We start from the raw sequence: 20,501 nt of genomic DNA, 5'->3' as shown, positions 1-20,501 counted from the left end.
TTACGGCAACTTGACCCGAAGATTGCTGCGTCCAGACCTTTGTTTTTCAGTGCCTATGCCGTGGGTGATTATGATGACCCGTCAGGCCAGCTCGATGCTGCCAGTCATCATAACAGGCTGCAGCAGCTGAAGCAGATGGGGCTGGCGGTCAGTCCTTTACTGCAAAAAGTGACTGGCATCGACGCCGTTATCGCTTATTGCCATACCCTCTTTAACCAGCGGGATAAGCTGGACTTTGAAATCGATGGTGTGGTGATTAAAGTTGATGACTTGGCCCAGCAACAGGCGTTGGGTTTTGTCGCCCGGGCACCGCGCTGGGCGATTGCGTTTAAATTTCCGGCACAGGAGCAGCTGACGACTCTGCTGGATGTTGAGTTTCAGGTGGGGCGTACCGGCGCGATTACGCCGGTAGCGCGGCTGGCGCCGGTTGAAGTGGGCGGCGTCACTGTCAGTAATGCCACCTTACATAATCAGGATGAAATTAACCGGCTGGGTATTAAAGTGGGGGATACCGTTACCGTGCGCCGGGCCGGTGATGTTATTCCGCAAATCGTCGCCGTTATGCCTGAGTGGCGCCCCGGGGATGCGCGGGAGATTATATTTCCGGCTGAGTGTCCGGTATGCGGCTCTGCGGTAGAGCGGGTCAGCGGTGAAGCGGTCGCCCGTTGCAGTGGCGGTTTATTTTGTCCGGCACAGTTAAAAGAATCCATTAAGCATTTTGTCAGCCGCAAAGCCATTGATATTGATGGTCTGGGCGATAAGCTGGTAGAGCAGCTGGTTGATCAACAGCTTGTCCGCAACCCGGCCGATATTTATAAACTGGATATGCCAGCGTTAGTCGGCCTTGAGCGAATGGCTGAGAAGTCAGCATTAAAGTTATTAAATGCCATTAAAGCATCGTGTCAGACCAGTCTGCCCCGGTTTATTTATGCGCTCGGGATCCGTGAAGTCGGGGAGGCTACAGCCCTTAATCTGGCCCAGCACTTTGGCAGCTTACCGGCACTGGCTAATGCCAGCCTGGAGCAGCTACTGGCGGTGAATGACGTCGGTAAAGTCGTGGCAGAGCATCTGCTGAGTTTTTTTGCTGAACCACATAATCAGCTAGTGATTGCCGAGCTTAAACAGGTGGGCATTCACTGGCCCGATATCACTGTGCAACAGGCCTCAGCACAGCCGCTCGCCGGGCAGACCGTCGTGTTAACCGGTACGCTCAGCAGTATGGGCCGGGATGATGCTAAAGCGCGTCTGCAACAACTGGGTGCCAAGGTATCCGGTTCAGTGTCAGCGAAAACTCACGCGGTCATCGCTGGGGATAACGCCGGCTCTAAACTGACTAAAGCCGTTGAACTGAATGTGCCGGTGTGGACTGAGCAGCAGATGTTAGATCTATTCAACCGAAACGGAGTAGCCTGATGCGAGCGCTGTTGTATCAGTTATTAACTGACTGGGGCTTATTATTCCGACCTTATATCCGCGATATTGCGCTGGCGATGGTCGCAACCTGTCTGGTGGTGTTTGGTGATGATCTAAACCGGTTTATCCGCCGCCAGATTGCCAGTCTGCATTTTATCTGGCGTACCGCTATTTTTATCCTGGTATGCGCCTTTGGTTATGGCGCACTGACCATCTTTCTGACCCCGCTGGTCGCTGGTTTACTGGTAAAACTGACGGCTATTGAGCTGCCCTGGGTTTGCCTGGCTATTTTCATTATGCTCGGTATGCTGGCCCAGCGTAAGCGGCAGGTATAACATGGCTCTGGTGTCGCAGTGATGACAAATCCTCCTCATTGGCCATTGCTTGATAACTACGGTTTGTTGCAAATTCCGCTTCGTTTTTACGCATTGTTGCTGCTGTTGCTGCGCCCCTATATCTGCTGGGTCGCTGAGCTGAGTATGATGCGTTCACAGCATAGTCTGCTCAGTCAGTTTTATCCGCGGCAGCATGACTTTTTAGTAGCCTGTCTGATAGCGCTGCCGCTGTTGTTACTTGTTGCAGCGCTGAGTCAGCGCCGGCCCAAGGGTAAGCGCTTCTGGTTTTATCTGTGGCGTCGTGGCTTATGGATCCTGTGGCTGGTAACGCTGGCCGATTTTGTTCATAGCATCAGCACGCTGGATGCTGATGTTATTCTGGATGCCCCGTGGCGGCTCATTGCCCCGGTGCTGTTGCTGTGGGCGATAATCTGGCTGACGTTCAGTAAAACCCTGCCGGTTATTTTCACAGAGTGGCCCTTTGCAGAAGTATCAGGCCAGGGCTCTGAGACAAATTAGACCTGCGGCGCCAGGTATTTTTGTTTCAGTTGCTGGTAGCGCTGTTGTTGTTCAGGCTTTAAGTTTGTTGTTTCAATCAACTTCTGACATTGATCCAATAATTGCTGTTTGCTGGATGGCGCGCATAATGGCCGCGGGCTGGTTAGCAGGGTTTGCCATAAATTCAGGGCGATACCGGCATTTTTCGGCATGACCCGCCAGGCCAGTTTAAAGGCATCAAATGCTTCCTGCCAGTTGCCGTGTTTATAAAGGGTAACGGCATTGTTGTTCAGTTCACGCGGACCAAGCCGCATTGCCAGCCGCTCTCGCTGCTCCTGCTGCAGATAGGTACTGAATAACGGATCAGCCAGTTGTTGCTGACAATACTGATTAATCTGCGCAAATAAATCGGCCGAAGCCTGGCTCAAACCAACCTCGTGCAGTGCTTTGGCCCGATCCAGTGCCGCTTCAACTGACTCTATTTTCTGCAGCGGCTCCAGCGAACTCAGCATCGCCTGAGCTTTCTCTTTGTGATCCTGCAGATACAATAATCTGGCCTGCAATACCTGCTGCTGACTTTCCAGGGCCTCTCTGCTGCTGCCATACTGACGCTGTACTGTGCTAAGGGAAACGCTGGCCTGACGGTTTAAGCGACTGCTTTGCTCTTCGTCATCCACGCTTAAGGCATAATCGATGCTGGCCCTGGCCAGGGTTAAATATAAATCAGGCTGTTCATACATTGAATATCGCGCGTATTTCACCATATCCCGGGCTGCCCGGTACTGGCTTTCATAATCGTGGTTTATCCGGGACAGTTGCAGGAGTTTTTGCTGGCGGAACATATTGCGCGGCGCCAGTTCAGCCGCCTCCAGAACATGCTGTTGAGCTTGCTGATAATGTTGTTGTTTAAATTCCAGCTCTGCCAGTAAATCCAGCGCAAACAAGCGGCTTTCTGAGCGTTTCAGTAAAGCCTCCAGCTCGGTAAATGCCTGTTGTTCTCTGCCACGGGCCAGATAACAGCGCACCAGGCCCATTCTGGCCCAGTTAAACGGCTGAATATTCAACATGGCATTGAAAAACCTTTCAGCGGCACTGACATCGTGCTGATTTAGCAACACATCGCCTTTTAAGCGTAACAGCAGCGGAAATAGCTTGTGCTGCTGAGCGTCGGCCAGATGTTTATCTATGGCTGCCAGCGCTTTGATATCATCTTTCGCATCCAGCGCCTGATAGACGTCCCTTAACTGCTGTTTACGGCGCAAAACCCGCTCTATTCTCAGCTGTAAGTCTTTAATCACAAATGGTTTAGCCAGAAACTCGTCCGGCTGCAGTTCTATCACGCTATGAACCAGTGACGGGTCGGTTTCGGCACTGATAAAAATAATGGCACAACTTAACTGTTGCAGACCTTTGGCTTTAATTTCTTCGTAGAGCTGAAAGCCATCTTTACCCTGTTGCTGGTTATAAGCGCAGATAATTAAATCAAACTGATTATCGCGGCACAGATTAAGGGCAACACTGGCCCGATCGGCCAGAAAGATATTCTGATAGCCCAGTTGCTCCAGGGCAAAACGGAAATAGCCCTGAGCCAGACTTTGGTCATCTATTACCAGAATACGTTCATCGCGGCGCGGGGCAGTGTTCATGCAGTATCGGGTTCCAGCCGGGGAGTAAATTACTGTGTTTACTATAGCAAGTTTTGGCAACAGCTACAGCAGAACAAGCGGTTAAGCTTACTGCACAGAATAATCCAGCTAAGCTGAACTTGTTGGCAGTGATCCAATCGTAACAGGTATGGCTATTACTTAGCCTGAATGATCGATGGACAACACAGCAATCATGGTGATTGTTATCGCAGATATAGGGAGGATTAATGAAAAAAGTACTGATATTTTTAACCAACCACGGCACCCTGGGTGAGACCGATGAAACCAACGGCACCTTTTCTCCGGAACTGACCCATGCGCTGGATGTGTTTTTAAAAGCGGATATTTATTATGATCTGGCCTCAATTAAAGGCGGCAAAGCGCCTTTATACGGTACTGACATCGAAGATGATGAAGTAAACGCCGGTATGCTGGCCAATGAGGAGTTTCAGAACCGGCTTAATAACACGTTGGTGGCAGCGAAAGTTAATATTGATGACTATGATGCGATTTTTTATCCCGGTGGTTTTGGTTTGCTCTCCGATCTGGCCAGTGATGAAAGGGTCGCAGTATTAAGTGCCCGTCATTATGAGAAAGGGGGCATTCTTGCCGCCGTCTGTCATGGCCCGGCGGGCTTATTGCCGATTACCCTGAGCGATGGCAGAAAGCTGCTGGAAGATGTGACGGTAACCGGCTTTAGCCGCGAAGAAGAAGTAGATTATGGCACTATCGATAAGATCCCGTTTTTACTGGAAGAGTCGTTAGCCAGGGTCGCAAAACAGTATCGTAAAGGCCAGCCCTGGCAGGAGCTGGTGGTGGAAGATAACCGGGTGATAACCGGGCAGAACCCGGCCAGTGCCCATGCAGTCGCTGCAGCGCTGGTCAAACGGCTTGCATAGCGGTTGGCTCGAGCCTTAGTCATGATAAAAACGCCCTTTGCCGGGGCGTTTTTTGGTAGTGTATCGCGTCAGTAGTGCGTTACAGTGTAATTATCGTTAAAAAAGCAGGTAGAGACTATGTCGCTTGCGGCAATTATGACCCGTAAAGTACGCGCAACCACCGAAGATGCCAGCCTGGCGAGTTTGCGAGCACTGTTTACCGAGACCCGATTTCAGCATGTGCCGGTAGTGAACAGCATGCAACAGCCTGTGGGTATCGTCTCGGTAAAGGATTATTTTAAAACCGTCAGCTCGCTGATGGACACTGCCTCGCAAAACAGTATTGAACTGTATATGCAAAAACGCAAAGTTGGCCAAATTATGTCGGCGCCGGTAATCAGCGTGTCACAGGATACCGGCTTACTGCAGGCGGCCAGTATGCTGGTTGAGCACAATATCAGCTGTTTGCTGGTTGTCGATGCCCAGCAGCGGTTGATTGGCATTGTATCCTGGAAAGATCTGATGCGGCGCATTGTTACTGCACAACAGAAAAAGCTCGAGCAATCAGCACTAAAGAAATAACAAAAGGAAGTGGTGGATTGTCCTGGGGTTGGGCTATTGGCAACCGTGTCTTAGCAGAGAGAGGGCGGTGCGTTTTATGGTATTTAGTAAAGAAGTGGTGGATTGTACTGGGGTTGGGCTAGTGGCAACCGTGTCTTAGTAAAGAGAGGGCGGTGCTTTTTTTATGGTATTTAGTAGAGAAGTGGTGGATTGTACTGGGGTTGGGCTAGTGGCAACCGTGTCTTAGTAAAGAAAGGGCGGTGATTTTTTTATGGTATTTAGTAGAGAAGTGGTGGATTGTACTGGGTTCGAACCAGTGACCCCCGCCTTGTAAGGGCGGTGCTCTCCCAGCTGAGCTAACAATCCACGGGAGATATATTTTTTTCTTTTAAAGCAGACATCAAATTGGTGATTGTACTGGGTTGAGCCAGTTATCACCGTCTCGTCGTAAAGAGCGGGTGGTGCTCTCCATGATAAGACATCAAATTGGTGGATTGTACTGGGTTCGAACCAGTGACCCCCGCCTTGTAAGGGCGGTGCTCTCCCAGCTGAGCTAACAATCCACGCTGTTTGATGGCGCTCATTATAGGGAGCATGAATTTACTGTCAACTTTATTTTTAAAAAAGCGGTGTGTTTGCTGCAAAAGTAAACATCAGCGGTTTTTGGGGCGAAATGGCCGATGAATCGCAATGCGCAGGTGGTGCATCATGCCCTCAGCATTGTTACAATAGCGCCATCTCAATGTTCGCCTATTTTGGATTAATTATGTCGTTAGTTACCCGTTTTGCGCCAAGCCCAACCGGTTATTTACACGTGGGGGGAGCCCGTACTGCCTTATACAGCTGGCTCTACGCCAAAAAGCGCGGTGGTAAATTTATTCTGCGCATTGAGGATACCGATTTAGAGCGTTCTAATCAGGCATCGGTTGACGCGATTTTAGAGGGGATGCACTGGCTGGGGCTGGAACATGACGAAGGCCCGTACTACCAGACTCAGCGTTTCGATTTATATAAAGAAGTCGTCGCGCAGCTGCTGGCCGACGGCAAAGCCTATAAGTGTTTCTGTACCGCTGAAGAAGTTGATGCAATGCGCGAAGCACAAAGTGCCGCCGGCGAAAAACCTAAATACAATGGCCTGTGGCGCGACAGGACTGATCACCCGGCTGACAAACCTTATGTTATCCGCTTTAAAAACCCGCAGCAGGGCGTGGTGGTCATTGACGATATGATTAAAGGCCGGATTGAAATTGCCAACAGTGAGCTGGACGATCTTATTATCGCCCGCAGTGACGGCACCCCAACCTATAATCTGACAGTGGTGGTGGATGACTGGAAAATGGGCATTACTCACGTTATCCGTGGTGATGATCATGTTAACAACACGCCGCGCCAGATGAACATTCTCTCCGCTTTAGGAGCCGACATTCCAAAATATGCTCATGTGCCGATGATCCTTGGTGATGATGGTAAACGCTTATCAAAACGCCATGGAGCAGTCGGGGTCATGCAGTATCGCGATAACGGTTTTTTGCCTGAAGCGTTAATTAATTACCTGGTGCGACTGGGCTGGTCGCATGGCGATCAGGAAATTTTCAGTAAAGATGAATTAATTGAGCTGTTTGATCTGGCCGATTGTAACCGCGCCCCGTCGGCATTTAATACTGAGAAACTGCTGTGGTTAAACCAGCATTATATTAAAACACTGCCACCTTCGCGCGTGGCGGCAGAATTACAATGGCATCTGACCGCACAGCAGCTGGATACCAGTAATGGCCCTGCCCTGAACGCCGTGATCAGTGTTCAGGCGGAGCGGGTAAAAACCTTAAAGGAGCTGGTGGAAGTCAGCCGTTATTTTTACGAAGACTTTGACACCTTTGAAGACAATGCCGCGAAAAAACACTTGCGTCCGGTTGCTGCGGAGCCTCTGGCATTAGTAAAACAAAAGCTCTCAGAGCTTGATGACTGGCAGTTAGCGCCTATTCATAACGCTATTAATGCTGCTGCTGAGCAGTTAGGGTTAGGAATGGGCAAAGTCGGCATGCCCTTGCGGGTTGCCGTTACCGGCGGTGGTAATTCACCCGCGCTGGATCAGACGCTGTTATTAGTGGGTCGGGAGCGCAGCCTGGCCAGAATTGAGCTGGCACTGAATTACATCAGTCAACGGGCAGAGGCAAACTAGTACAGTGTTAAAACAGCCAACGGTCATATTGCTGTTCGTTGCCCTGGTTGCGCTTGTTGTGCCAGCGTGGGCTGACGATGGTGCTGATGGTCAATCAGATGCCGACGGGGTAGCAGCAGGCGATTCGCCCACGTTTCAGTTACCCCTGGAGTTTCTGGGAACCATCGGTGGCGATATTGAGCTGGGATTGCTGATTAATACCGGCAACACCGAGGCGCATTCGATCAGAATAAACAGTCAGCTGGTGCACGAAATGGAATATTTCCGCAACCGCTATGAACTGTTTGGCCGGGTGCAGCGCAGTAAGATCCCTGACCCTGAAACACAGCATAAAGACAGTGTCACTACCGCCAAACGCTATGGGATTACCGGCCAGAGTAACTATAAATTTCTGGTCGGGCGTCAGTCATTGTTTGGCCGCGGGGCTTATCAATACGATATGTTTGGGGCGTTCCGGGTACAAAGTTCGCTGGCCGTAGGCTATGCCAACCGGGTTTATGAAAGACAAACCAACTTTATTGAGCTGGAAACCGGGCCGGGTTTTGCTCATCAGCGCAGTAACAGTGGCAGAACCAATACCGGTCTAATCTGGTTTCTGGCATTTAACATGGAGCAGAAAATATACAGAGGCAGTAATTTCAGGCAAACCTTCGAAGGCTCAGTCTCACTGGACGGCGCTAACTCGACTTTTGTCAGCCGCAGCAGCATCACCTCGCAACTGTTCGATAAATTATCGATGCGCTTCAGTTTTGTTGCCCGGCATAACTCGCGGCCAGAAGGCAATGCAGAAACCATGGATACTGAGACTGCGGCATCACTGGTTTACACATTTTAAGGGTGTTACTCAGGCAGCCCGGGCTCAGGCTGCCTGATTTAAACGGTTAATGTAAGACCCGCGCCCGCAACGTGCCCGGAATGGCTTTTAATTCGTTCAGTGCCAGTTCGTGATCGGCCGAATCAACATCAATCACCACATAACCAATATCCTGTACAGTCTGTAAGTACTGGCCGGAGATATTGATATTATGCTTGGCAAAGGTTTCGTTAATTTTCGTCAGCATGCCAGGCTGGTTTTTATGAATATGCAGCAGACGTGAGCGGCCTTTATGTTCAGGCAGCGACACTTCAGGGAAATTTACCGCCGACAGGGTGGAACCATTATCGCTGTATTTAACCATTTTGCCGGCCACTTCGTAACCAATGTTTTCCTGGGCCTCCTGAGTAGAGCCACCGATGTGCGGGGTCAGCAACACATTGTCAAAGGCCCGCAACGGTGAGGTAAATTCTTCATCATTGCCTTTGGGTTCAACCGGAAACACGTCAATAGCGGCGCCGGCCAGCTTGTTGCTCTGTAAGCTGGCAGTTAAGGCGTCAATATCAACCACGGTGCCGCGTGAGGCGTTAATTAAAATGGCCCCTTGTTTCATTTGCGCCAGCTCAGCTTCAGCTATCATGTTTTTGGTCTGGGCTGTTTCAGGAACATGCAGGCTGATCACGTCTGATGTGGTAAGCAAGGTGCTAAGATCAACCTGGTTAGCATTACCCAGTACCAGTTTGCTTTCAATGTCGTAAAACTGCACCCGCATGCCAATGTGCTCGGCCATAATACTCAGCTGAGTACCAATGTGGCCATAACCGATAATTCCCAGCGTTTTACCCCGGGCTTCATAAGAATTATCTGCGGTTTTTAACCATTCGCCACGATGGGCAGCGGCGTTACGCTGTGGAATACCTCTGAGCAGCATAATAATCTGGCCTAACACCAGCTCGGCTACCGAGCGGGTATTGGAAAATGGCGCATTAAATACCGGAATAGCCCGTTTTAACGCTGCGTCTAAATCAACCTGATTGGTACCAATACAAAAACAGCCGATTGCTATCAGTTTATTCGCCGCATCCAGTACCTGTTCGGTTAACTGGGTACGCGAGCGGATGCCGACAAAATGCGCCTCGCTGATCCTTTCAATCAGCTGATCTTCAGGTAGCGAGGTCTTCAGATATTCAATATTGGTATAGCCGTGATCGGTAAAGGTTTTCACCGCGCTCTGATGCAAGCCCTCCAGCAGCAATATTTTAATTTTGTCTTTGGCCAGCGAATATTTTTCCATGTTGTTCCCGATGCGTTAATTTATAAAAATGTTCTGCTGCGTTAACGGCAGCTGCCGGCATTTCAGCTATCTGAATAGCTGGCCTTGCGCTTATTTAATGACGTGGGTGCCGCTACTGCTGCCGACCAGTACTATATCGGCGCCCCGGCGGGCAAACAGACCATTGGTTACCACACCGACAATGTTATTGAGCTGTTGTTCCAGCACCAGCGGTTCGCTAATGTGCAAGTCATGGGCGTCGATAATCTGGTTGCCGTTGTCGGTGATAACGCCCTGGCGTAACACCGGCCTGGCGCCGAGCTTTTCCAGCTCGCGGCTGACATAACTGCTGGCCATCGGAATCACTTCAATGGGCAGCGGAAAGCGGCCTAATACATCAACCTGCTTAGTGCTATCGACAATACAGACGAAGGTGTCCGCTACGGCAGCCACAATTTTTTCGCGGGTAAGGGCAGCGCCGCCGCCTTTGATCATCTGCTTCTGGCTGTTAATTTCATCAGCGCCATCAATATAAATACTCAGCTTACTGATTTCATTTAAGTCAAATACCTTTATCCCGAGTTGCTTTAATCTGGCAGTCGACTGCTCCGAGCTGGATACGGCACCGCGAATGTCATCTTTGATAGTGGCCAGTGCATCGATAAAATGATTGACGGTAGAACCGGTACCCACCCCGACAATGCTGTCTTTGCTGATAAATTCCAGGGCTGCCCGGGCAGCATGGCGTTTCATTTCATCTTGGGTCATGGCAGTTCTCTTATTTTTAAACAGGGCGGTTTTTTTAGTGTTTAGCCGTACAGATGGATATTATATCGAAAGCAGGGGCAGACAAAAGGGCAAAAGCCAAAAAAATGGAAAACAGTTTAACAGGTGGTTCATTGTACTGAACGCTGGCCACAATACCCGCCCTGGCTCACCACAGCACCTCGCCCTGATGCCTGCGGCAGGGCTCAGACACTCTGTGATGACCAGTTCGGGTTTCTGGCCTGCTTTCTTATTGAAAATAACAAGTTATCATCGAAAATCAAAATACTGAGCCGGCGTTATCAGTTGTTGCAGCGGAATATCCCAGCTTTCAGTGGGTATATTTTCTACCTGCTGGCAGTTATGGGCCAGACCAATCACCTGACAGGCGCTGTCAGCTGGCAGCTGCGATAAAGTACGGTCATAAAAGCCACCACCCATGCCAAGCCGGTTGCCGTTTTCATCAAACGCGACTAAGGGGGTAAAGATAATGTCCAGCGCGGCAATCGGCATGACCCTGGCGCAGTTAAGTTCTGGCTCGGGAATGCCAAAGCGGTTTGGTTGCAGTTGAGTCGTCTGCTGATAATGAAGAAATAATAAGTAGCCCGGACAAAAAGGGTGCAATACCGGCAGATAGATTTGTTTACCGGCTTGCCATAACGCCTGAATTAACGGGCCGGTTGCCAGTTCAGCGTCATTGGCCAGATAAACGGCAACATGCTGTTTTGCCATAATGCCGGGCTGGTTTAAAACCTGCTCTGCCAGCTGGCTGGCAGCCAGGTCGCGTTCAGACGCCGCTAAATGCCGCCGCAGCTGACGGACATGCCGGCGAATTGCCTGACGGCACGCTGCTACAGAGTACTGTTCCGCTTGCTGCCGTACTGCCATCGGAATACCTATGCTGCCCTAACACTGAATAACTGAAAAAGGAGAAAAGGGTTCTCCAGGCTGCCGTTTGTTATTTTAGCCCTTGAACCCACGGTTCAAGGCGGAAGACTTATGGTTGCCGTAGGCTTCCCGGTACAAGCCGGGCCTGCACAAAAGCAACGCAAAAGAATTCCTGGATAAAACAATTATCGGCTCAGGGACGTCAATAACATAACAAACAACCCAGAGAACGGGCTAAGTATAGCAGCTGAGCTGCCGCCTTATAAGGGGAAAATGAATAATTGCCGGCGCTTGGCAAAGAAATCCGGCAACAGCAAAGGTGATGCTGCTTACTGGCAGTTGGCCAGTGGCGGTGGTAGGATATTGCTGTATCAATTTGTGAAGACTAGCCCTATGACAAATCCACTTATTCAAAGTTATGATCGCTGGAGCACAGAGCTGGAGCAGGCTTATGTCATGGCGTCAGCCGCTGAGCTGCATGGTTTAATTGCCGGTATGTTAAGTGCCGGGGTAAAAGCAGATGCCCGCTCGTTACTGCCGGTATTGTACGATTTTCTGAACGATGGTCAGGCATTGCCGCTGGCACTGGAAAAACAGGTGCAGTTATTAGTTGATGCCACGGCAAAAAGTCTGAATCAGGGCGACTTTTCTTTCAGTGTATTGCTGCCCAGCGACGATGACGCCTTATTTGAGCGTTTAGAAGCGCTGGTTGAATGGTCACAGGCTTTTTTAGTGGGATTTGCGGTGCAGCAAACCGATTTATCGCTGGTATCAGAGGAGGTTCGCGAAGCCTTGGATCAGCTGACAGAAGTGACCCGGGTCGATCTTCATACCGTAACCGACGGCAGCAGAGATGAGAACGAAGAAGCTTATTATCTGGTGCTGGAACATGTGCGGATAATGGTGTTGTGTTGTTTTAACGAAGTCGGGCTGAAATACAGTCCACAGCCGCCCCATGGTAAAACACTGCATTAAGCTTTTTTTGCCCCGTTATTCAGCAGTTTTGTAGGAGTGAGATGGAAAACTCTGTATTTGTTCAGCGTCGCCAACAGCTAATCGCTGCGCTACAGCCCGGTTCGGTTGCCCTGCTAAGTGCCGCCAGTGAACAACGCCGTAGCCGTGATACTGATTATCCGTTTCGACAGCACAGCGACTTTTGGTACTACAGCGGCTTTAACGAGCCTGATGCGTTACTGATTATCAGCAACCGGGCTGATTTACCGCCTGTTCAGTTATTATGCCGCGAAAAAGACCCGGCACAGGAAGTGTGGCACGGTCGCAGACTGGGCCCGGCGGCAGCGGCAGACACCCTGCAGTTACAGGCGCGGCCCCTTAGCGAAAAAGAGACGGTATTGCAACAGGCGCTCAATGGCAGTTCGGCCGTTTATCTGGATATAACGGAAAACAGCGCTTTGCTCCAGCAGGTGACCGAACTGTTGCAACAGCTTAAGCAGCGGGAAAAACGCGGTGATAAAGCGCCGACGCAACTGTCAGATCTGGCGCCGTTAACGGCAGCCCAACGGCTGATCAAAGACCGGCATGAAATTGCCATAATGCGCCGCGCCGCTGAAATCAGCGCCGAAGCCCATACCCGGGCCATGCAGCTGTGCCGGCCAGGCAGGTTTGAATATCAGCTGGAAGCAGAAATTTTGCACCATTTTGGCATCAACGGTGCCCGTTATCCGGCGTATAACAGCATTGTTGGCAGTGGCGACAATGGCTGCATTTTGCATTACACCGCGAACAGCAGCGAACTTAAGGCAGGCGATTTAGTCCTGATTGATGCCGGCTGTGAACTGCAGGGTTATGCAGCGGATATCAGCCGGACCTTTCCGGTATCAGGCAAATTCAGTAAAGCCCAGGCTGAGCTGTATCAGCTGGTGCTGGATGCCCAGTATGCAGCCTGTAACGCGGTTTTGCCTGGCAGCAATTTTGCCAAAGTGACCGCGGCTGCCGAGCAGGTGCTGACGGAAGGGTTGCTGGGGCTCGGCATTTTACAGGGCGAGCTTGAGCAGCTTATCGCTGATAAAGCCTGCAAGCAGTACTTTATTCATGGTATAGGCCACTGGCTTGGGCTCGATGTGCATGATGTCGGCGCTTATAAAATAGCGGGCGCGGCAGGCAACATCGCAGAGCAGCCCTTTGTTGCCGGTATGGTATTAACAATTGAGCCAGGTCTGTATATTCCCGCCGGCAGCCCGACGGATCCGTGCTGGTGGGACTTAGCTATCCGGATTGAAGATAACCTGCTGGTGACCGCAGAGGGCCACGACAACCTGACAACCGGTGTGCCTAAAGAAATCGCGGCAATCGAGCAACTGATGGCAGCAGCTGATGAGTGCAACTAATTCTCAGCATTTTGATATTGTTATTGCCGGTGGTGGCATGGCCGGCAGCCTGCTGGCCTGGTGTCTGCTGCGCGCCCGGCCAGCGCTGCGGTTAGCCATTATTGAAAAACAAACTGCAGCGCGGCAAAGTGCTGAGCCAGCGCAGCAAATACAACCGGCCAGTTTTGATAGCCGCAGTATCGCGCTGGCTGCAGGCAGTGTCAGCTTATTACAACGCTGGGGGCTGTGGCAGAGTCTTGCTGATAAGGCTTGTCCGCTTCAGCAAATCTGGGTCTCTGACAAAGGCCATTTTGGCAAAACCTTACTAACGGCGGCAGAGTATCAGCTAAGCGCACTGGGCCAGGTGCTGGAAGTTGAGCATCTGGGAAATTTACTTGGCACGAAACTGCTCCAACAGCCGAACCTGCAGTATTTTCAACCCGACACTATTTCTGCGGTAACCCCGACAATCGATGCTCAACAGGTGCAGCTTAGCAGTGGCGCTGAACTGACCACCCGCTTACTGATTATTGCAGAGGGCGGTTTATCGCAAAGCCGGCAGCTGGCGGGCTTTGCTGTCAGCAGTGATGATTATCAGCAAAGTGCCATTATTGCCAATCTGGCCCTGGCACAGAGCCATCAGCATACCGCGTTTGAGCGCTTTACTGAACATGGGCCTATTGCGCTGTTGCCGCTTACGGGGCAGCGTTATTCGCTGGTCTGGACGGTGGCACGAGACGATGTTGCAGCCCTACTGGCGCTGGATGAGTCGCAATTTACTGCTGCTGTACAGCAGGCGTTTGGTTACCGGGCCGGCATATTTACCGGTGCTGGTCAGCGCGCGCAGTATCCGCTGTTGCTGCGCCGGCCAGACCAGGTTGTTCGCCATCGCACCGCATTGCTGGGGAACAGCCTGCATAATCTGCACCCGATAGCCGGTCAGGGCTTTAATCTGGCCATACGTGATATTCAGGCTCTGCTGCTGGCCTTTGACGAGGCCGCTGATCCTGGCAGTTATCAGGTGCTGCGCGCCTATCAGCAACTGCGAGAGCAGGATATCAAGCGGGTTATCTGGTTTACCGATGCGCTGGTCCGCGGCTTTTCCAATTCTTCACGCATGGTTGCGCTGGCCCGCAATGCCGGGCTGGCTGCGATGCTGTTATGCGATCCATTAAAACGGCCGCTTGCGATGCAGGCAATGGGCCGGGGACAACCCTATGCAAAATACTGATGTTACCATTGTGGGCGGCGGTAGCGCCGGCCTGACTCTGGCGTTATTACTGGCCCGCCAGAATTTGCGGGTGGTGCTGGTGGAGAAAGGGCCACCGCCGGTTGAAACCGGAACTTCCCCGGCCTATCAGCGGGTCAGTGCCCTGAATATGGCGTCACGTTATTTGTTTGAGCATTTAGGGATCTGGCAGCCATTACTGGCCAGTGCAGCGGCCTATACCGATATGCAGGTGTGGGAAGCGGACAGTTTTGCCCGCATCGGTTTTTCGGCAACAGAGCAGCAACTTGAGGCGCTGGGTTATATTTGCGACAACGAACATATCCGCCAGCTGCTGCATCGCCAGTTACAGCAGTGCAGTAATGTCAGCTGTTATTTTGATGTGGCGATAACGCAGTTAAAGCAGGGCGAGCGGGACGTGATGCTGCAACTGGATAACAGCGAGCTGATTTTAAGCCGGTTACTGGTGGGCGCTGACGGGGTTAATTCGTTTGTGCGTCAGCATATGCAGCTGCCGTTAACCCACTGGGACTATCAGCATACCGCTATTGTTGCCAAAATCCGTTGTACTTTGCCGCATCAGCTGACGGCCCGCCAGGTGTTTTTAGCCGACGGGCCGCTGGCACTGCTGCCGCTGCCAGAGCCTGACGTCTGCTCTATTGTCTGGAGTGCTGAAACTGACCAGGCCAGCCGGTTACTGGCCCTGGATGATAATGCCTTTACTCAGGCATTATGCGCGGCAAGTCAGGCAGTACTGGGGCCGGTTGAACTTGTCAGCGAGCGCCAGGCATTTGGATTAACCATGCGCTACGCCAGTTGCTGGCAACGGGGCCGGGTGGTGTTGGTGGCAGATGCGGCGCACAGCATTCATCCACTGGCCGGTCAGGGCATGAATTTAGGCCTGATGGACGTGGCCGCGCTGGCCCAGTTAATTGGCGCTCAGCACGAGGCAGGAGACGACATTGCTGCCACAGCCATGCTGCGCCGCTATGAGCGCTGGCGTAAAGCCGAAGCGCAAAGCATGATTGTAGCAATGGAAGCGTTTAAGCGGGGCTTTGGTGCCAGACCCGCCCCGTTAAAATTACTGCGCGGTGCCGGTCTGGTTGCGGTTGATAAGTTACCCTGGCTGAAACACTATTTAATGGCTCATGCCCTGGGGCTGAAAGGCGACTTGCCGGCGCTGGTTAAAAAGCCGTTGCCAGACACTGACACGTTAGCCTGTGGTTAAGCCGGCGTTTTGCCTTAGTTTTATTTGTTATAACGGTTGTCTCATTACAAAAAGTAATCCAAATTGGGCTGTTTGCTGTCGGGTCTATGCGGTATAATCGGCCGGTATTTTTTAGTCTCAAGCATAGTATTTTTACGTAATAGCCTGAAAAATAAGGCTTATTGCTATTGTTGGTTTTACCGCTTGTGGCCCTCACAATAAGTAGGAAAAAATAATGGCTCAAAAAACTGCGTTACATGCCAGCCACCTCGCTGCTGGTGCCAAAATGGTCGATTTTTTTGGCTGGGAAATGCCAATTAACTACGGCTCACAAATTGAAGAGCACCACGCCGTTCGCCGCGATGCCGGTATGTTTGACGTATCCCATATGACCATTGTTGACTTGACCGGTAGCCGGACGCGCGAATTTTTGCGCTATTTACTGGCCAATGATGTGGCCAAACTGACGGTGCCGGGCAAAGCACTTTATACCGGCATGCTGAACCGCGATGGTGGTGTTATTGACGATTTGATTGTTTATTTTATTCAGGACGATTTTTTCCGGTTAGTGGTCAATTCGGCTACCCGCGAAAAAGATCTGGCGCACATCAGCGCCGAGGCTAAAGCGTTTGATGTCACCGTAACCGAGCGGCCCGAGTTTGCGATGATTGCCGTGCAGGGCCCGAATGCCAAAGCAAAAGTGGCGACTTTATTAACGGCAGAGCAGCAGGCGGCCGTTGAGGGTATGAAGCCGTTTTTTGGTAAGCAGGCCGGCGATCTTTTTATTGCCACCACCGGTTACACCGGTGAAGACGGCTATGAAATTGCCTTACCTGAACAGCAGGCTGCTGACTTCTGGCAAAAACTGCTGGATGCCGGTGTTGCACCAGCCGGCCTGGGCGCCCGCGACACATTGCGCCTGGAGGCCGGCATGAATTTATACGGCCAGGACATGGATGAAACAGTATCACCGCTGGCGGCTAATATGGGCTGGACCATTGCCTGGACGCCGGAAGATCGTAACTTTATCGGCCGCGAGGCCCTGACTGCCCAGAAAGCTGCAGGCACTGACAAGCTGGTGGGGCTGGTGATGGAGCAAAAAGGTGTATTGCGTCACGGCCAACGTGTTGTCGTCGATGGCGGCGAAGGTATTATTACCTCCGGCACCTTTTCGCCAACGCTGGGCTACAGTATTGCGATGGCCAGGGTGCCCGCGCATACCGCTGATACTGCCGAAGTGGATATTCGCGGCAAACTGGTTAGTGTAAAAGTGGTTAAACCGGCTTTTGTGCGCATGGGTAAAAAAGTCATCTAAAATCAGTACGGGTAACACCGGCTAAAAATAACGAACGTAGACACTAAAACATACGTATCAAGACAGCTAAGGAATTTACAATGAGCTCTATCCCTACAGAATTAAAATATGCCAGCAGCCATGAATGGGTTCGCAATGACGGTGACGGTATTTTCACCGTAGGTATTACCGAGCATGCCCAGGAGCTGCTGGGTGATATGGTATTTGTTGAGCTGCCTGAAGTGGGTGACGCTGTTACCCAGGGTGACGACTGCGCCGTGGCTGAGTCGGTAAAAGCCGCATCAGATATCTATGCGCCGCTGTCTGGCGAAGTGGTTGAAGTGAACGAAGCCCTGGCCGATTCACCCGAGCAGGTTAACGCCAGTCCATATACCGATGGCTGGATGTTTAAAATAAAAGCCAGCGACGAAACTGAGCTGAATTCGTTACTGGACGCTGCCGGTTACAAAAGCAGCATCGACGAAGCTTAATTAACAGATCGCTATAGCATAAAGCCCCGTATAAGCCGGGGCTTTATCTTACCAACAGCTGTGCTGCACGCTGTAACATTACTAGGACATTCAAAGCATGACCCATACCGCTGTGAAAACCCTGTCGCAACTTGCGAACCACGACGAATTTATTCAACGCCATATCGGCCCGGATGAGGCAGAAACGGCTGCTATGCTGGCCGAGCTGGGCGTTGATAGCATGGAAACGCTGATTGCTCAAACCGTACCGGCCAGTATTCGCTTACCCAAGCCACTGGCAACCGGTAACAGTCGCACTGAAAATGATGCCTTAGTACATTTAAAAGCGGTGGCAGCGAAGAACAAAATGTATAAGTCATACATTGGTATGGGTTATCACCCAACGTTAACGCCTAATGTTATTTTGCGTAACGTGTTGGAAAACCCGGGCTGGTACACGGCGTACACGCCGTATCAGCCGGAAATTGCCCAGGGCCGCTTAGAAGCCTTATTAAACTTCCAGCAAATGTCGCTGGATTTAACCGGGTTAGAGCTGGCCAGTGCCTCATTACTGGACGAAGCGACCGCGGCTGCCGAAGCGATGGCGCTGGCCAAGCGGGTTAGCAAAAGCAAAGCCAACCTGTACTTTATTAGTGATGATGTGCACCCGCAAACGATCGACGTGGTAAAAACCCGGGCTGAAATGTTTGGCTTTGATGTGGTAATTGGCAAAGCAGACGAAGCTGCCAGCCATGAGGTGTTTGGTGCCTTAATTCAGTACCCGACCACTAACGGCGATATCCGCAATGACAGCGCGTTAATTGCTGCACTGCAGGCGAAAAAAGCGGTGGTGGCCGTCGCAACCGATCCAATGGCGTTAATGTTGTTAAAATCACCGGGTGAGCTCGGTGCCGATGTGGTACTGGGTTCAATGCAGCGCTTTGGTGTACCTATGGCCTATGGTGGCCCGCATGCGGCCTTTTTTGCTACCCGCGATGCTTACAAGCGCTCTATGCCGGGCCGGATCATCGGGGTGTCGAAAGACCGTCGTGGTAATCAGGCGCTGCGCATGGCCATGCAAACCCGTGAGCAGCATATCCGCCGTGAAAAAGCGAACTCGAACATCTGTACTGCTCAGGTATTACTGGCCAACATTGCCTCGTTCTACGCGGTATATCATGGCCCGCAGGGCTTAAAAGACATTGCTGAGCGCATACACCGCAGTGCTGATATTTTCGCTGCCGGTATTAAAGCCAAAGGCGTAGAGATCGTTAACAGCCACTGGTTCGATACCGTTACCTTTAAAGTCAGCGACCGTGCGGCAGTAATAAAACGCGCGCTGGACGCCGGTGTTAACCTGCGTACTGACGTTAGCGATACCTTAGCGGTAAGTTTCAGTGAAGCCACCCAGGCAGCGGATATTGCCCAGCTGTTTGATATCGTATTAGGCGCTGAGCATGGCCTTACTGTTGAAAAACTGGATGCCGATATTGTTGCCAATGGCTCAGAGTCTATACCGGCTGAACTGGTGCGCACCACCGCTGTGCTAAGCCATCCGGTATTTAACCAGTATCACAGCGAAACTGAGATGCTGCGTTATATTAAAAAGCTGGAAAACAAAGATTTAGCGCTGAATCATTCAATGATTTCACTGGGCTCCTGCACGATGAAGTTAAACGCTACTGCCGAGATGATCCCGATCACCTGGCCGGAGTTTGGTTCATTGCACCCGTTCGTGCCGCGCGATCAGGCCGAAGGTTACTATGAAATGATCACTGAGCTGGGCGACTGGTTGGTGAATATTACCGGTTACGACAATATCTCAATGCAGCCTAACTCAGGTGCCCAGGGCGAATATGCCGGTATGGTAGCCATTCGTAAATACCACGAAAGCCGTGGTGAAGGGCATCGCAATATCTGTTTAATTCCGGTCTCGGCGCACGGTACGAACCCGGCAACAGCAGCGATGGCCAGCTACGATGTGATACTGGTTGACTGTGACAAGTCGGGCAATATCGATATGGCTGATTTAAAAGCCAAGGCCGCAGAAGTCGGCGATCGCTTAGCGGCTATTATGGTGACCTATCCGTCTACCCACGGCGTATTTGAAGAGAGCATTCAGGAGCTGTGCGACATCGTGCACTCTTACGGTGGCCAGGTGTATATGGACGGCGCCAATATGAATGCCCAGGTAGGCTTAACCTCGCCGGGCTTTATCGGCTCAGACGTATCGCACTTAAACCTGCATAAAACTTTCTGTATTCCGCACGGCGGCGGTGGCCCGGGTATGGGCCCTATCGGTGTGAAAAGCCATTTAGCGCCATTTTTACCAAACCATCCGGTGGTAAAAATTGACGGTACCGGCGATAACAACGGCGCGGTATCAGCGGCGCAGTTCGGCAGTGCCGGCATATTACCAATAAGCTGGATGTACATTGCCATGATGGGCGCAGAAGGCTTAAAACAGGCCACCGAGTTTGCCATTTTAAATGCCAACTATATGGCCAATAAGCTTAACCCACATTTCCCGGTACTGTACCGCGGCACTAACGGCAGGGTTGCCCACGAAAGTAGTAGCGATATCCGGCCGTTAAAAGAATCCAGCGGTAATACAGAAAAGGACATTCCCAAGCGTTTAATGGACAACGGTTATCACACGCCAACGATGAGCAACCCGGTAGCCCGCACCTTGAAGATTGAAACTACTGAAAAAGATAGCAAAGCC

General features: G+C 51.4%; 18 protein-coding genes, 2 tRNA genes and 1 other RNA gene. 14 read left to right on the top strand and 7 right to left on the bottom strand.

Features of this window, described 5'->3' with window-relative positions:
- The 3 genes from ligA to R3177_RS05690 form a co-directional block, all read left to right on the top strand.
- A partial coding sequence (gene ligA / locus R3177_RS05700; RefSeq protein ID WP_318970075.1) for an NAD-dependent DNA ligase LigA occupies positions 1 to 1,413 on the top strand: 1,413 nt, incomplete at its 5' end.
- Positions 1,413 to 1,748 (top strand): DUF3392 domain-containing protein, encoded by a 336-nt coding sequence (locus R3177_RS05695; RefSeq protein ID WP_318970074.1) that lies wholly within the window; start codon positions 1,413 to 1,415, stop codon positions 1,746 to 1,748. The genes ligA and R3177_RS05695, both read left to right, overlap by 1 nt.
- A 21-nt stretch (positions 1,749 to 1,769) precedes the next feature.
- Positions 1,770 to 2,267, top strand: a complete 498-nt coding sequence (locus R3177_RS05690; RefSeq protein WP_318970073.1) for a DUF2919 family protein — start codon at positions 1,770 to 1,772, stop codon at positions 2,265 to 2,267.
- Here R3177_RS05690 and R3177_RS05685 read toward each other — a convergent pair.
- Positions 2,264 to 3,892: a response regulator gene (locus tag R3177_RS05685; RefSeq protein WP_318970072.1), complete on the bottom strand. Its 1,629-nt coding sequence runs from the start codon at positions 3,890 to 3,892 to the stop codon at positions 2,264 to 2,266. The genes R3177_RS05690 and R3177_RS05685 overlap by 4 nt on opposite strands.
- Positions 3,893 to 4,119: 227 nt before the next feature.
- Between R3177_RS05685 and R3177_RS05680 the strand changes: the two genes are divergently transcribed.
- Together R3177_RS05680 and R3177_RS05675 are read left to right on the top strand one after the other, a co-directional pair.
- The gene (locus R3177_RS05680) at positions 4,120 to 4,791 is read left to right on the top strand and encodes a type 1 glutamine amidotransferase domain-containing protein (RefSeq protein ID WP_318970071.1); all 672 of its coding nucleotides are present in this window, start codon (positions 4,120 to 4,122) and stop codon (positions 4,789 to 4,791) included.
- 117 nt (positions 4,792 to 4,908) lie between these two features.
- A complete protein-coding gene (locus R3177_RS05675) occupies positions 4,909 to 5,352 on the top strand; it encodes a CBS domain-containing protein (RefSeq protein WP_318970070.1) in 444 nt (147 codons plus the stop codon).
- A gap of 269 nt (positions 5,353 to 5,621) precedes the next feature.
- Here R3177_RS05675 and R3177_RS05670 read toward each other — a convergent pair.
- Positions 5,622 to 5,697, bottom strand: a tRNA-Val gene (locus R3177_RS05670).
- A gap of 121 nt (positions 5,698 to 5,818) precedes the next feature.
- Positions 5,819 to 5,894 (bottom strand) — tRNA-Val (locus tag R3177_RS05665).
- A gap of 203 nt (positions 5,895 to 6,097) precedes the next feature.
- On the opposite strand from R3177_RS05665, the gene gltX reads away from it, so the two are divergent.
- Positions 6,098 to 7,510, top strand: coding sequence for a glutamate--tRNA ligase (gltX, locus tag R3177_RS05660; protein WP_318970069.1), 1,413 nt, complete (start codon positions 6,098 to 6,100; stop codon positions 7,508 to 7,510).
- Positions 7,511 to 7,514: 4 nt separating this feature from the next.
- The gene (locus R3177_RS05655; protein ID WP_318970068.1) at positions 7,515 to 8,345 is read left to right on the top strand and encodes a DUF481 domain-containing protein; all 831 of its coding nucleotides are present in this window, start codon (positions 7,515 to 7,517) and stop codon (positions 8,343 to 8,345) included.
- A gap of 46 nt (positions 8,346 to 8,391) precedes the next feature.
- Here R3177_RS05655 and serA read toward each other — a convergent pair whose 3' ends face one another.
- The 4 genes from serA to ssrS all read right to left on the bottom strand — a co-directional run bounded on the left by serA (position 8,392) and on the right by ssrS (position 11,482).
- Positions 8,392 to 9,618 (bottom strand): phosphoglycerate dehydrogenase, encoded by a 1,227-nt coding sequence (serA, locus tag R3177_RS05650; protein ID WP_318970067.1) that lies wholly within the window; start codon positions 9,616 to 9,618, stop codon positions 8,392 to 8,394.
- A 90-nt stretch (positions 9,619 to 9,708) separates the two neighbouring features.
- The gene (gene rpiA, locus R3177_RS05645; protein ID WP_318970066.1) at positions 9,709 to 10,365 is read right to left on the bottom strand and encodes a ribose-5-phosphate isomerase RpiA; all 657 of its coding nucleotides are present in this window, start codon (positions 10,363 to 10,365) and stop codon (positions 9,709 to 9,711) included.
- A 267-nt stretch (positions 10,366 to 10,632) separates the two neighbouring features.
- Positions 10,633 to 11,250, bottom strand: a complete 618-nt coding sequence (locus R3177_RS05640) for a 5-formyltetrahydrofolate cyclo-ligase (protein WP_318970065.1) — start codon at positions 11,248 to 11,250, stop codon at positions 10,633 to 10,635.
- A gap of 48 nt (positions 11,251 to 11,298) precedes the next feature.
- Positions 11,299 to 11,482: non-coding RNA, 6S RNA (ssrS, locus tag R3177_RS05635), on the bottom strand.
- Between the two features lie 161 nt (positions 11,483 to 11,643).
- Between ssrS and R3177_RS05630 the strand changes: the two genes are divergently transcribed.
- The 7 genes from R3177_RS05630 to gcvP all read left to right on the top strand — a co-directional run.
- Positions 11,644 to 12,225 (top strand): UPF0149 family protein, encoded by a 582-nt coding sequence (locus R3177_RS05630; RefSeq protein ID WP_318970064.1) that lies wholly within the window; start codon positions 11,644 to 11,646, stop codon positions 12,223 to 12,225.
- Between the two features lie 41 nt (positions 12,226 to 12,266).
- Positions 12,267 to 13,598, top strand: coding sequence for a Xaa-Pro aminopeptidase (gene pepP, locus R3177_RS05625; RefSeq protein WP_318970063.1), 1,332 nt, complete (start codon positions 12,267 to 12,269; stop codon positions 13,596 to 13,598).
- Positions 13,585 to 14,808 carry a 2-octaprenyl-6-methoxyphenyl hydroxylase gene (ubiH, locus tag R3177_RS05620; RefSeq protein ID WP_318970062.1) on the top strand — a complete coding sequence of 408 codons (1,224 nt, stop codon included), beginning with the start codon at positions 13,585 to 13,587 and terminating at the stop codon, positions 14,806 to 14,808. Before pepP ends, ubiH begins: the two co-directional genes overlap by 14 nt.
- A complete protein-coding gene (locus tag R3177_RS05615) occupies positions 14,795 to 16,033 on the top strand; it encodes an FAD-dependent oxidoreductase (protein WP_318970061.1) in 1,239 nt (412 codons plus the stop codon). Before ubiH ends, R3177_RS05615 begins: the two co-directional genes overlap by 14 nt.
- Positions 16,034 to 16,247: 214 nt before the next feature.
- Entirely contained in the window at positions 16,248 to 17,327 is a 1,080-nt protein-coding gene (gene gcvT, locus R3177_RS05610) for a glycine cleavage system aminomethyltransferase GcvT (protein WP_318970060.1), read from the top strand.
- 80 nt (positions 17,328 to 17,407) lie between these two features.
- The gene (gene gcvH / locus R3177_RS05605; protein WP_318970059.1) at positions 17,408 to 17,797 is read left to right on the top strand and encodes a glycine cleavage system protein GcvH; all 390 of its coding nucleotides are present in this window, start codon (positions 17,408 to 17,410) and stop codon (positions 17,795 to 17,797) included.
- Positions 17,798 to 17,894: 97 nt separating this feature from the next.
- The coding region (gcvP, locus tag R3177_RS05600; protein ID WP_318970058.1) for an aminomethyl-transferring glycine dehydrogenase at positions 17,895 to 20,501 on the top strand (2,607 nt) is incomplete at its 3' end.

It is taken from the genome of Arsukibacterium sp. (assembly GCF_033722355.1).
In the GTDB taxonomy this organism is placed as follows: Bacteria; Pseudomonadota; Gammaproteobacteria; order Enterobacterales; family Alteromonadaceae; genus Alishewanella.
Note: the sequence above shows the minus strand (reverse complement) of the source record. Positions and strands in the feature narration are given on the sequence as shown.

Excerpts from the sequence above, each read along its gene's own strand:
- gcvT (WP_318970060.1), top strand. The coding sequence starts at position 16,248 with ATGGCTCAAAAAACTGCGTTACATGCCAGCCACCTCGCTGCTGGTGCC.
- R3177_RS05680 (WP_318970071.1), top strand. The coding sequence starts at position 4,120 with ATGAAAAAAGTACTGATATTTTTAACCAACCACGGCACCCTGGGTGAG.
- R3177_RS05640 (WP_318970065.1), bottom strand. The coding sequence starts at position 11,250 with ATGGCAGTACGGCAGCAAGCGGAACAGTACTCTGTAGCAGCGTGCCGT.
- R3177_RS05685 (WP_318970072.1), bottom strand. The coding sequence starts at position 3,892 with ATGAACACTGCCCCGCGCCGCGATGAACGTATTCTGGTAATAGATGAC.
- ubiH (WP_318970062.1), top strand. The coding sequence starts at position 13,585 with ATGAGTGCAACTAATTCTCAGCATTTTGATATTGTTATTGCCGGTGGT.
- R3177_RS05695 (WP_318970074.1), top strand. The coding sequence starts at position 1,413 with ATGCGAGCGCTGTTGTATCAGTTATTAACTGACTGGGGCTTATTATTC.
- gcvH (WP_318970059.1), top strand. The coding sequence starts at position 17,408 with ATGAGCTCTATCCCTACAGAATTAAAATATGCCAGCAGCCATGAATGG.
- pepP (WP_318970063.1), top strand. The coding sequence starts at position 12,267 with ATGGAAAACTCTGTATTTGTTCAGCGTCGCCAACAGCTAATCGCTGCG.
- serA (WP_318970067.1), bottom strand. The coding sequence starts at position 9,618 with ATGGAAAAATATTCGCTGGCCAAAGACAAAATTAAAATATTGCTGCTG.
- R3177_RS05675 (WP_318970070.1), top strand. The coding sequence starts at position 4,909 with ATGTCGCTTGCGGCAATTATGACCCGTAAAGTACGCGCAACCACCGAA.
- R3177_RS05690 (WP_318970073.1), top strand. The coding sequence starts at position 1,770 with ATGACAAATCCTCCTCATTGGCCATTGCTTGATAACTACGGTTTGTTG.
- rpiA (WP_318970066.1), bottom strand. The coding sequence starts at position 10,365 with ATGACCCAAGATGAAATGAAACGCCATGCTGCCCGGGCAGCCCTGGAA.
- gltX (WP_318970069.1), top strand. The coding sequence starts at position 6,098 with ATGTCGTTAGTTACCCGTTTTGCGCCAAGCCCAACCGGTTATTTACAC.
- R3177_RS05630 (WP_318970064.1), top strand. The coding sequence starts at position 11,644 with ATGACAAATCCACTTATTCAAAGTTATGATCGCTGGAGCACAGAGCTG.
- R3177_RS05615 (WP_318970061.1), top strand. The coding sequence starts at position 14,795 with ATGCAAAATACTGATGTTACCATTGTGGGCGGCGGTAGCGCCGGCCTG.